13 protein-coding genes and 2 pseudogenes are annotated in these 10,989 nt (G+C 36.1%); 1 reads left to right on the top strand and 14 read right to left on the bottom strand.

The window, feature by feature from the left end; all coding sequences use genetic code 11:
- Positions 1-34 precede the first annotated feature (34 nt).
- From WFN33_RS03765 to WFN33_RS03790, 6 genes are all read right to left on the bottom strand, one after another.
- Positions 35-1,189, bottom strand: coding sequence for a TIGR03364 family FAD-dependent oxidoreductase (locus tag WFN33_RS03765; protein ID WP_336951611.1), 1,155 nt, complete (start codon positions 1,187-1,189; stop codon positions 35-37).
- A 114-nt stretch (positions 1,190-1,303) separates the two neighbouring features.
- Positions 1,304-3,019 carry a putative 2-aminoethylphosphonate ABC transporter permease subunit gene (locus WFN33_RS03770; protein WP_336951613.1) on the bottom strand — a complete coding sequence of 572 codons (1,716 nt, stop codon included), beginning with the start codon at positions 3,017-3,019 and terminating at the stop codon, positions 1,304-1,306.
- A complete protein-coding gene (locus tag WFN33_RS03775) occupies positions 3,013-4,206 on the bottom strand; it encodes an ABC transporter ATP-binding protein (RefSeq protein ID WP_336951615.1) in 1,194 nt (397 codons plus the stop codon). The genes WFN33_RS03770 and WFN33_RS03775 overlap by 7 nt, the downstream gene beginning before the upstream one ends.
- A 72-nt stretch (positions 4,207-4,278) precedes the next feature.
- Positions 4,279-5,280, bottom strand: coding sequence for a putative 2-aminoethylphosphonate ABC transporter substrate-binding protein (locus tag WFN33_RS03780; RefSeq protein WP_419820753.1), 1,002 nt, complete (start codon positions 5,278-5,280; stop codon positions 4,279-4,281).
- Between the two features lie 149 nt (positions 5,281-5,429).
- A complete protein-coding gene (locus WFN33_RS03785; protein ID WP_410549091.1) occupies positions 5,430-6,164 on the bottom strand; it encodes a UTRA domain-containing protein in 735 nt (244 codons plus the stop codon).
- Positions 6,165-6,342: 178 nt separating this feature from the next.
- Complete coding sequence (locus WFN33_RS03790; RefSeq protein WP_336951618.1) at positions 6,343-6,648, bottom strand: hypothetical protein; 306 nt, start codon at positions 6,646-6,648, stop codon at positions 6,343-6,345.
- A 427-nt stretch (positions 6,649-7,075) separates the two neighbouring features.
- Between WFN33_RS03790 and WFN33_RS03795 the strand changes: the two genes are divergently transcribed.
- Complete coding sequence (locus tag WFN33_RS03795) at positions 7,076-7,612, top strand: DUF4189 domain-containing protein (protein ID WP_336951620.1); 537 nt, start codon at positions 7,076-7,078, stop codon at positions 7,610-7,612.
- Between the two features lie 221 nt (positions 7,613-7,833).
- Here WFN33_RS03795 and WFN33_RS03800 read toward each other — a convergent pair whose 3' ends face one another.
- The 8 genes and pseudogenes from WFN33_RS03800 to WFN33_RS03825 all read right to left on the bottom strand — a co-directional run bounded on the left by WFN33_RS03800 (position 7,834) and on the right by WFN33_RS03825 (position 10,989).
- Positions 7,834-8,064: an SMI1/KNR4 family protein gene (locus WFN33_RS03800; protein ID WP_336951621.1), complete on the bottom strand. Its 231-nt coding sequence runs from the start codon at positions 8,062-8,064 to the stop codon at positions 7,834-7,836.
- 14 nt (positions 8,065-8,078) lie between these two features.
- Positions 8,079-8,246, bottom strand: a pseudogene (locus tag WFN33_RS20420) (HNH endonuclease); the annotation flags it as partial.
- 43 nt (positions 8,247-8,289) lie between these two features.
- Positions 8,290-8,562: a hypothetical protein gene (locus tag WFN33_RS03805; protein ID WP_005032613.1), complete on the bottom strand. Its 273-nt coding sequence runs from the start codon at positions 8,560-8,562 to the stop codon at positions 8,290-8,292.
- A pseudogene (locus WFN33_RS20425) lies at positions 8,543-8,770 on the bottom strand (hypothetical protein); the annotation flags it as partial. The pseudogene WFN33_RS20425 and the gene WFN33_RS03805, both read right to left, overlap by 20 nt.
- Before the next feature lie 68 nt (positions 8,771-8,838).
- The gene (locus tag WFN33_RS03810) at positions 8,839-9,453 is read right to left on the bottom strand and encodes a hypothetical protein (protein WP_336951623.1); all 615 of its coding nucleotides are present in this window, start codon (positions 9,451-9,453) and stop codon (positions 8,839-8,841) included.
- Between the two features lie 134 nt (positions 9,454-9,587).
- Positions 9,588-10,013, bottom strand: a complete 426-nt coding sequence (locus WFN33_RS03815; protein WP_336951625.1) for a VENN motif pre-toxin domain-containing protein — start codon at positions 10,011-10,013, stop codon at positions 9,588-9,590.
- On the bottom strand, positions 9,904-10,326 hold the full coding sequence (locus WFN33_RS03820) for a hypothetical protein (RefSeq protein ID WP_336951627.1): 423 nt from the start codon (positions 10,324-10,326) through the stop codon (positions 9,904-9,906). The genes WFN33_RS03815 and WFN33_RS03820 overlap by 110 nt, the downstream gene beginning before the upstream one ends.
- A 225-nt stretch (positions 10,327-10,551) precedes the next feature.
- Positions 10,552-10,989, bottom strand: coding sequence for an immunity protein YezG family protein (locus tag WFN33_RS03825; protein WP_336951629.1), 438 nt, complete (start codon positions 10,987-10,989; stop codon positions 10,552-10,554).

A 10,989-nucleotide genomic window follows, 5' to 3' on the forward strand; every position in this document is an offset into this window, starting at 1 on the left:
TCATACAGTATAAACAAATCTGGTTTAAACCAGATTACAAAATATAATTTTCTAACATTTCTTTCATAAATCCTGCGCCTGTGGTCATGCCTTTGCCTGCAATGGCACTGACAAGGAAAATATTGGTTTCAGCTTCTATCACACATGCCAATTCCGTAGGATGAGTCAGATAGTAACCATTCCAACGAGATTCAATTTCAGGTAGTTCTAAGCCAATATTTTCTTTGCAATATTGCAAAATGAATTGGTTAATTTCTTCACGTTGATTAAATTGTGGTATCTCTTCAATCGGATAATATTCATGGCTATCGCCCAAAATAATTTGTCCGAATTCATTTTGTTTAATCAGGATGTGAATACCGTATTTTTCAACTAAACCGATTTGTGATTCATTGCGTAAATCTTGATGACTAGGGCAAATCTCAAAAGCGGGATAACGAGAGATCGACAATCCTGAATAAATCGAAGCTTTAAGATTGACTTTTAGCGGTTTGGTTAATGCCATTTGTAAAGTACAACGTAATAAACCTTTTTGTTGTAAGAGCTCGGGATACAACGATTGTGTCTCTTCACCATGACAAATCATGACTTTATTTGCGGTAAATGTTTGACCTGATGCCAAGCGAATATGCGCCATGCCTTGATCAAAGTTCGTCAGTACCACAGAAGCATTGCAATGAATGTGTACACCAAGTTTTTCGGCATATTGCAACAAACGCAATCCCACCAAATGTGGCTCAACTGAATAATCTTCATGAAACACCATACCGCCACGTAGCGCAGTTTCTGGGTTTAAATAAGCATATTGATCAAACAGTTGCTGCTTAGACAATAGACTTACAGGAATCTGATAATCAGCTGCAGCTTGAGCAAACTCGTTTAATACTTGCCATTCAAGTTCAGTATTGGCGAGATACAAGCCGTTTCGCTGTTGAAACGAAATATCGGTTTGTGCCTGAATCCGTTGATAAAATTCACGGGTCGCCAAAGCATATTCACGCCATTTCGCATCAGGACGGCTTAGAGTCGAAGTCCCAACCATGCCAAAGTTACGGCGAGTCGCACCTATAGGTTGTGCATATTTTTCAAAGACTTGCACCTTTAAACCTTGCTCTGCCGCTTGGATTGCAGCCGATAATCCTAAAATGCCTGCACCGACAATAATTAAGTCAAATTGTGCTGTATTCATTGTCTTTTCCACCTTATCTACCTTTTTTAGGACGCAAAATCCCCAGCGCCTAAAAGAAAGCGTTCAATTCAAATGATTTAGTTAATTAAAAAGATTGACTGAAAGATCAATTTGTTATGAATGTGTTTGCTCACGCCAACGTTGTGTCGATACCATCATTTTCCGAGTGAATAACCAATGCAGCAACTTGAGTGCACATGAGGTGAGTAAAATCAAAATACTCATCGCCACAGCTGCCACGGTATCACCTGCATCATCCATATTCAGCACCGCCACCGATGCCAAATTGGTATCAGGTGAATAAAGGAAAATCGCAGCTGAAACAGTTGTCATAGCATTGACAAATAAATACACCAACACATCACACAGCGCAGGAAAGGTTAAAGGCAAATATACTTTGCGGAACATTGTCCAATGTGAAGATCCTAAACTTTGTGCAGCATGATCAAGTTGATTCGGGATCTGTTGAATCGCATGCGTTAAGGTCAAATGTGGCACGGTGTAATAATGAATAATGGTTGAAATCACCAACAGCGTCATCGTACCGTAAACGAAAGATACAGGATTTTGCGGTGCGTTAAAGAACAAGATATAAGCAATACCCAACACCAAGCCCGGCACAGCCAAAGGCAATAACACCAAGGCTTTTACATAGTTTTTTAGCAAAGGATGTGCTTTAAAACGGGTACTAAATAAGGCAATGATGAAAATTATCATCGTACCGAAAACTGTACTAAACAATGCCAATTTGATTGAGTTAAAATAACTTGACCAACCACCACCATCAACATAGTCAAAACGATAATGATTTAAGGTCATTGACAAATCATAGGGCCAATAGCGAATGAATGATGCGAGAATCGCAGTCACAATAATCAGTAAAATACCGCCTGAAATCACCCCACAAAATACAGTTAATGCTTTTTCAATTCGAGGATTGGCACGCAAACGATAAGGCTGAATTTGGAAATTTTGATAGCGTTCCTGATGGCGACTTTGGTATCGATCAAAAATGAATGCCAACACCGCAGGACAGAGTAACAGAATCGAAATGACGGCACCCATGTTCATATTTTGTTGACCAATGATCTGCTTATATACATCCAAAGCCATCATATTGAATGACCCTCCAATCACTTTGGGAATCCCGAAATCGGTAATGACATAAGTAAATGCCACTAGACAGGCACTGACTAAACCATAGCGAATCGCAGGAAAAGTCACAGCGCAATGGGTTTGTAGTGTATTTTTTCTTAAAGCATGAGAAGCCTCAATTAAATGTTGATCAATATGGCGAAATGCACCCATCATCAACATGACCATGGCAGGAAATAGCCAAAAGCAATAACTGATCAAAATGCCTAGTGGACCATAAATTTCCACCTCTCCCAGCATGCCCTTAAAAACACCTTGCTGACCAAATAAATATACCAAAGCCAATGAAGGCAGAAGTGAAGGCGCAAGAATCGGTAAAAATGCCACGGTTTTAAAGAAAGCTTTGCCTCGAATATTGCAATTGATCAATGCAAAAGCATAAACACTTGCCAAGCTCACCGTAATCAACATGGCTGTAATGGCAATCCACATCGAATTAAAAATCGATGAGATTAAGGCCGGATTGGAAAAATAAGCTGTAAAGTTATCCAACCCGACAAATTGATGCTGTTCATTTAAAAATGCGCTTTGCATCAATACGATTAAGGGTGCAATCAAACTCATGGTGAATAGAATTGCTGCGACAAACAACACTGCACTTGAACGCAATGAATAACGAAAACGATGTGCTGTTTGACTACTTAATAAAGCATCTGCGGCAGACTGATTTAACATCTCGCATGCCCTCGTGAATCAAACACATGTAAGTCACGAATCGGCACTTGCAGATACATTCCATCTTGCACCACCGCCATATGTTGATGATCCACATCAACTTGCAACATATTGTCATCTGCCTGATCTTGGTTTTGCATCACGCAAAATAGACGACGTTTAGCACCTAAAAACTCAGTATTGACAATATGTACAGCTAAATTTAAATATTCAGTAGAAGGTTCATTTCCAGCAACTAATTTGACATTTTCAGGTCGAAAAGCGATTTCATAATGTTCATCTTGGGCAAAGCTTAAATGTGGAAATTCAATAAAAGATTGCTCATTCATTTTTAAATGATGCGTATTGACCGCTACTGTCTGTATAAAATTCATCGAACCAATAAACTGTGCTACAAAACGAGTTTGCGGTTTGTAATAAATATTATGTGGCGTATCGAGTTGTTCAATCACACCTTTATTCATCACCGCCACACGGTCAGAAATACTTAACGCCTCTTCCTGATCATGCGTAACCATGATCGCAGGCAAATTTAATTGACATTGAATGGTACGAATTTTTTGGCGGAGGTTTAAACGTACCAAAGCATCCAAAGCGGACAAAGGTTCATCCAACAATAAAACATCAGGATTGGGCGCAATTGCACGGGCTAAAGCCACACGCTGTTGCTGACCACCTGACAATTGATTGGGATATTTTTCTGAGATATTGGGCAATTCAATTAAGTTTAATAATTCATTGATACGAAATTGAATCTCTTGCGCTGACCAGTGTTTTTTATGCAAACCAAATGCAATATTTTCCGCCACAGTTAAGTTTGGAAAGAGTGCATAGTTTTGGAAAACAATGCCACATTTACGTTTTGCAGTATTAAAATGGGTAATATCAATTTGTTGTTTAATCACTTTGCCATAATCAGGCTGTTCAAGCCCAGCAATGATGCGTAGCAATGTTGTTTTACCACAACCTGATGGACCTAAAAAACTAACAAATTCACCTGCTTTCAAGTCAAGGTTAATGTGTTCCAAGACACGGCTTGAACCAAAAGATTTTTGAATATCCATCACTTCAAGCACTGTTTTTGATTCTGCCATTTTAAACGTTCTTAAAGTTGAGAGCAGATGCCCTGCCGAGTTTGGCATGTCTTGCCCTGTCCTACTATTTTGTAAATGCGATGGAATTTGCATACTGCACCTAGTTTTTAATCGTTAATTTTGAATAACTGATTCTGAATAGCTTTTTGTGTGTATATGATTCAATTACTTTTCAAATTTTGCTGACCATTGTTTTAGAATTGATTCACGCTGTTCAGCTGCCCAATAAAAATCATTCTTCACCAATTGCTGCGCGAGATTTTTTGGGAAGTCTTGGTTTTTGCTATGAACATTTTGATGTGCCACCATTGAAAAGTTTTGTGCATAAGCTTCATTGGCAGCTTGGCTAACACTCCAATCAATAAACTTCTCTGCACTGCTGAGTTTTTTCGTACCTTTGACAATGGCTGAGGCTTCCATTTCCCAACCTAACCCCTCTTTCGGATAGACAATTTCTAAAGGTGCACCACGTGATTTCAGCTTAAAGCCCGGATAACCAAACGAAATTCCGATGACCGTTTCACCTTGAGCCGCCATCTTGCAAGGCTTCGAGCCTGAATGTACATACTGAGAAATGTTTTTATCGAGTGCCTGCATATATTGCCAAGCTTGTTTTTCACCAAAAATTTGCATCCATGCAGTCACATCCAAATAGCCTGTGCCACTCGATGCCGGATTTGGCATCACGATTAACCCTTTATAAATTGGTTTAGTCAGGTCTTGCCATGTTTGCGGAATCGGAAGTTTTTTCTTTTCCAATTCAACAGTATTGACACAAACAGCTGACTCCCAAGCAGTCATACCTGTCCATGTTGGAATGTCGTTTTGGCTATAAAAATCAGTTTTAAGTTGTTCGATATGCTTCGGACGATACGGTTGCAATAAGTCTTTTTTTTCCATGACCAATAAACTGGTCAAAGCAAGTCCCATCACTACATCGGCTTGTGGATTCTTTTGTTCTGCTAATAATTTTGCGGTGATCACACCTGTCGAATCACGCACCCATTTTACTTTTAATTCAGGATGTACTTTGCGTAATTCCCATTGATAACGCTTTAATTGATCCGCTTCAACCGCGGTATAGACTGTGATTTGCTCAACATCATTCGAGGTTGAAGACGTGGTGCATGCTGTGCTGACACAAGCAAAGAGAATACTTGTGCCCATGGCGAGGAGCTTTTTTTGCTGCTGTTTCAGATACGGGCTCATTATGACATTCCTAACGAATGCTGCTTCTTGATAGCCTGTATTTCAACAAAAGTTTATGACAATTTAATTAATCTGGTTTAAACCAGATTAATTATTTTAATTCTATATTATGACGCTTCAAAATGTAAATCGAGTACATCATGTAACCAATATTCTTGGTCAACATCGGTAATCACTCCATTTTGATCGCAGTTGGTACGGCAAATATATAACCCCATACTACCAACATTGACATGCAAAGCTTTGGCTTGTTGTTCTGACAATACCGTTGGATAAAGATTAATATGCGCTCGGGTCAATTGCCGTTGATAATGCTCTGCCATCAGAGTCGTAATAGAACCTTCTAATTGTTGTTCTAAGAATTGAGGAAATAAACTTGCATTGATACGTAAATGTTCAACTACCGCAGGACGACCATTGATACTACGACGTCGCCACATCGAATAAATATCATCACCCACCGAAATTTTTAAATGTGCTGCATCCCAAGAGGTCGCTTGCAGCAATTCCGCAGAAATCAATTCCGTACTTGGTACACCCCCTTGCTCAGTCACATATTGGTTAAAACTTTTAGTCGATTGCGGCCGGTAAATAATTCGTGGCGCACGAACAAACCAACCACGGCGATCTAAACGATAAATCAAACCATCCATTTCCAAAGCCAATAATGCTTCTCGAACTGCGACACGTGTAGTAGCAAATTGTTCCATCAACACACGCTCTGAAGCGAGTTTGGTATTGGCACTCCATTGCCCAGACTCAATCTCATGGGCAATAGCATCTCGAATGGCAATATATTTGGGAATACGTGGGGAAGTCGTTTCTTGAACAGGCATACACATTTATTTTGTGAAAATTTATTCTAATATACTCAAATATCGTGTCTAAGCGATGACATTTTTATAATAAGCATAGTTCATACGCAAATTTTATGTTTTAAAAAGCTCATCTTTTGATGAGCTTTTGGAGATCACAATGAAATGTGTTGAGTCTAAAAGACTCATCATTTTTCTCAAAGATTTACTTATTTGTTTTGTTTGGCATCTCCATATTTGAATGATCCATATCCTTCATTGAAGATGGCATATTGGTCATTTTTGAATGATCCATTTGTGACATTTCTGAAGCGTTTCCATGCTGATGTTGCGTTGAGTTATTTGTTTTACAATTTTTTTCACATTTCTTTTGTTTTTTGTCTATTGGCTGTTCATCGACTGTTCTAGTCAATACTTTGTCTTCATCCTCATGTGCCCATGTTTGAACTGTGGTCATTAAAGCACCCATACAGATTAAAGCTTTTACACTTCGACTAAGTACATTTTTCATGAGTTTCTCTCAGATTAAGTTTGTTCACTTTTACAATAAAATAATTTGCCAAACTTTAAAGTGACATGAAAATGATATTCTAGTCAGCCAAAACTATATGAGCTTTTATAAAACAATCTGCAGCATATGATCACAGTATAAGTACTTTGGTGTTCTACTCATTCAATCAACTCAAAATGGGGGTTTTCCGAACGATTTGTTTTTTCTATAAAAAAGAAAGCCAATGTTCATTTTAATGCCACATCAATTCGCTAAATTATTGCATTAAAAGACGGAACTAAAAATTTTAGGTGCTATCCTTTCTACCGAGAATACACTGACATTTAAAAACACAAGAGAACCTAGTATTATTTTAAAATATAAAACTCATACAAAAAAATTCATAGTATTTTTATCATTAATTTCTGATTTTAAAAGGGCTTAAAGAATGATATTGACAAATAATCAGTTTTTTTATTTATCCATTTTCTTTATTCTTATCATTTATTTAACTATTGAGAATGCACATGCTGAAGGGAATTGTCCTTCAGGCTATTATCCTATAGGTGGACAAGGTGTTCAAGGTTGCGCACCTATTTCAGGCGGAGGAAGTGGTGGATATACAAATCAAAATCCAACGTTGTATCCTCAGATTGAAACATTATGGGGTGCGATTGCAGAGGATAAAAGTAAAGGCTTAAAAGGGCGTCCAATTGGTTTTACAAGAAATTTTAAATCTAAAGATGAGGCACAAGCAAAAGCATTAAAAGCGTGTCAACAGGATGGCGGACAAAAATGTGAAGTATCTAAAACTTATTCTAATCGCTGTGTTGCTATAGCTGATCCAATTAATGATGGTCAAAAATCAAAAATTTTACTTGATTTTTCAGAGGATGGTGCTAAAAAAGGTGCATTAGTATTTTGTTTAAGTGAAAATTTACAGCCTTGTCGTATTGTATATTCTGGTTGTAGTATTGGAGATTAGATAATAAATAATGAACGTATTCAAAATACAAATTATGAAATAGATTTAGAAATTGCCAGATTAAAACGATCTCGATGAATCACACAATTACCTCATCTCTTTTAGACAAATTTCTGAATAAATTAAAAAAATCCCTTGTATCAACAAGGGATTTTTAAATATTTGGCGGAAGCGCTTCATACTGTCTAAAACTGTCTGACATAAAATTATTTTTTAATAACTTAAAATAAAAACCAATCCAACCGATCAGTTTTAAAACTTAAAAAATTTAAATCTCGCTCATCTAACTTGTTATACACATTTCTAAAATCAAAAATATTATTTTCTAATCTTACAGCATCATGTTCTTTTATTAAATCTATATAACTTCTAGGGAAAGTGTATCCTATTTTACGTCCAACTTCATTAATTCTATCTAATGAGTTCTTACCATTATCTCTACGGATTTTCATATGTTCTCTTCCAATTATTTGCCATCTTTTAATGCATTTTGACCTGTATGAGGAACTGCTCTATTTGAGTGAAATTTATCTGGAACTAATTGCATATTATTTGGTGATGATTGAGCATTGTGGTGCCATGTATAACCATCAATTTGAGATTCTCCTAAACGCAATTGGTCTAATTGACTATATGAAAATTCAGAATTTTAACAATCCATTAAAAAAAATAGTATTTTAAGGGAGTTCATAACCAGAATTCTTCATATTTTCAATAATTAGCTCATCAAACTGTTCATCACTTATTCCTCTTATTGATTTTATACTTCTCCAATTCCATATTAATGGTAAAACTTTGCTGTCTAACATTGTAAAATGAGCTAAAAACATATCTGCTAAGTCATATTTATCTAAAATATTATTCTCTAAAAGAAATGAATTGAATACTTCACTTGGCCTTTTACCACTTAATATTTCATTAAAAGATTCACTATTTTCCGAATATGACATATGTTACTCCTCCACTGCTTTCAATTTCTTCAACTTTTGTATAACCATGTCTTTGAGCAATTTTTCCTGTCCAAGTATTTAGTGCAGCATCATTCAAATGAGTGCCTTTCATTCCAATAACATCTGAGCCAATGATATTAATATTGGATTTGTCTCCTGCACCTGTGACAACAATATTGGTTTTTCCACCTGCATAAACTTGGCTTTGGTTCGCGGTTGAATAAACCCAACCTTACTCTATTAACAATTATGAATTTTATAAAAAATCACATATAATCAACCATATAATTTCCAAAAATTCATTCCATTAACAATCCAATATTGATATTTATCTGGAATTAATGACCAAAATTGATTAGAAGCTTTACCACTCCAATCCTCAGGTAGATTTTCTTCAAAATTACGCTGCCAATCTGTGTGAAAAAATAATTTACGATCAAGATTCAAATAAAATTTTGGCAGCCTACATTCTAACAAAGACCACTTATCATTATTTATATCCCCCCTACTAGACATAAGGTAACTTTCCACATATTTATATAAATTTTCCAAGTCACTTTCATCTATTTCATGAATAAAAAAACCAATCATCCAATCTAATGATTTAATATTATTTCTAGGCAAGCTAGACAAATATAAAGGCAAATTTTCACTATTTAGTTTAGAGGCGCCCCCTCTAAAATTTTTCAAAGCGCACAAGTAACTTTCCTTATTAAATATCCCCTTCTCCAAATATAAGTCGTAAAACGGCTTAATATCTATTACAAAATTCTCTTTATCATCAACTATAAAATAATGACTCCCTTCCGAAACAATAATTGCTATTTCAACATATCCTTCAAATATAGAGTTCATCAAACTCTGATATTTATTGTTATTTTCTATACTCATTTTCAAACTCCTTCTGTGTCATTACTCTTGCTTTTAAAGATTTCTCTTCTTACAATCGCTCCATATTTTGTTTCTATCGCAACAATTAATACTTCTGTTAATTTAATTGGTTTAGATAAAGTTTTGGAAAAACCTCAACCTAACATTGCTGCTTTAGTTTCTTTTATTTCTCTAGGTGAAAAATACTCCTTTGCAAGTGGATCATATTCAGCACCTAAAGCTGCTGCTAATTGACGAACTGTCAAATCGTTTATGATTCCAATAGCCTTCTCACCCATACTTTTTTCAGGAATTGGAAAAATACAATCTTGACCTTTTGGACAGCTAAATTTAGGCTGAGCTTCATCTTTCTTTTTATTTTCAGTTAATTTCTTTTCAGTACCCTGACTAATTATTGAAAACTCATTATTTTCAACAGCATTCTGCCCAACAACACCAGCAAGCTGCGCATTAAATGCTGAATCTCCAACTGTTCCACCAACCCCTGCTCCTATCGCTGCAGTCAGATCTCGAATTTGAGTCTTTACATCTTCTGGTAAAAGATAGGGTATTGGCTGCAACTTGTAAATCTGTTTGACCGCCCAATGCTCCTGTAACTGCCATAGCTACCGCATTGACTGCTCGACTCTTATCTCCACCCATACCCCAATCTTGGGCTGTTTCTGAAGCTTGTTTGTAACTTGGTGAATTATTTTTCAGAAGTTCTTGTTTTTCAGCTTCATTGTTTGAGTTTTGATACTTATTCCAATCTTCTCCACCTTTGGCTTGTAGTTCTGCTATCGCTGTTTGTTCAGTGTTTTTCTTCTCTTCTTCCGCTTGTTTTTGCTGATTTTGACTATAGGTTCTTGTTGCTGCCACAATGGTTGAAGTCACTTATTTACGTCGGACTTATCTTGAAAAATGTAAAGCTCTGATGTCTGACTGGGCTAATTTTTTATGCATAAAAAATACTTCTGCCAATTAAAGCAGAAACATTAATAGACGTATTTAGTGAATGATGGACATACCATTTAGAAATATGGAACTTACACAAAATAATTTCCAATCTTATAAAAAAGCCTTGAGTACAATTTCAAGGCTTCATATAAAAATTAATTTTTACTTACTCTGATTTCTCAGCTTTACTCGCTTTTCCCACTCTTCTAATGGAATATAGTATTCGTCTATCTCTTCTTCTTTAAGATCACTAACTCTTTTCATATATAATGTGGGCCAATGGTCTTCTTCAGGTACGTAAGCAAATTCTGCATTAAATCCCCCCCCTTCTGTTAATGTTATTCTGTAATTGGTCCATTTCTCAGAGAAAGAATCTAGCGATCTTAATTTTGCCATTAACTGGCATATTTCATCTTCAACCTCAGACGCTCGTTGTTTAAAAGGAAAAGTTTCTATATTTCCATTTTTCAATAACCACTCTGCTCCCCCTGAATAATTATTTGGGTAAATATCTCCTGTAAAATAAATTTCGGTAGCTTCTTCTGGCATAATCGACCAAAGTAACTTTCCAATTTTCTGATAAAGTTCTTGTTCACTCAT

It is taken from the genome of Acinetobacter sp. AS167, from assembly GCF_037152175.1.
Lineage (GTDB): Bacteria > Pseudomonadota > Gammaproteobacteria > Pseudomonadales > Moraxellaceae > Acinetobacter.

What these genes read in the sequence shown, in the direction of transcription:
- WFN33_RS03765 (WP_336951611.1), bottom strand. Translation starts at nt 1,189, where the DNA reads ATGAATACAGCACAATTTGACTTAATTATTGTCGGTGCAGGCATTTTA.
- WFN33_RS03770 (WP_336951613.1), bottom strand. Translation starts at nt 3,019, where the DNA reads ATGTTAAATCAGTCTGCCGCAGATGCTTTATTAAGTAGTCAAACAGCA.
- WFN33_RS03775 (WP_336951615.1), bottom strand. Translation starts at nt 4,206, where the DNA reads ATGCAAATTCCATCGCATTTACAAAATAGTAGGACAGGGCAAGACATG.
- WFN33_RS03780 (WP_419820753.1), bottom strand. Translation starts at nt 5,280, where the DNA reads ATGGGCACAAGTATTCTCTTTGCTTGTGTCAGCACAGCATGCACCACG.
- WFN33_RS03785 (WP_410549091.1), bottom strand. Translation starts at nt 6,164, where the DNA reads ATGTGTATGCCTGTTCAAGAAACGACTTCCCCACGTATTCCCAAATAT.
- WFN33_RS03790 (WP_336951618.1), bottom strand. Translation starts at nt 6,648, where the DNA reads ATGAAAAATGTACTTAGTCGAAGTGTAAAAGCTTTAATCTGTATGGGT.
- WFN33_RS03795 (WP_336951620.1), top strand. Translation starts at nt 7,076, where the DNA reads ATGATATTGACAAATAATCAGTTTTTTTATTTATCCATTTTCTTTATT.
- WFN33_RS03800 (WP_336951621.1), bottom strand. Translation starts at nt 8,064, where the DNA reads ATGAAAATCCGTAGAGATAATGGTAAGAACTCATTAGATAGAATTAAT.
- WFN33_RS03805 (WP_005032613.1), bottom strand. Translation starts at nt 8,562, where the DNA reads ATGTCATATTCGGAAAATAGTGAATCTTTTAATGAAATATTAAGTGGT.
- WFN33_RS03810 (WP_336951623.1), bottom strand. Translation starts at nt 9,453, where the DNA reads ATGAGTATAGAAAATAACAATAAATATCAGAGTTTGATGAACTCTATA.
- WFN33_RS03825 (WP_336951629.1), bottom strand. Translation starts at nt 10,989, where the DNA reads ATGAGTGAACAAGAACTTTATCAGAAAATTGGAAAGTTACTTTGGTCG.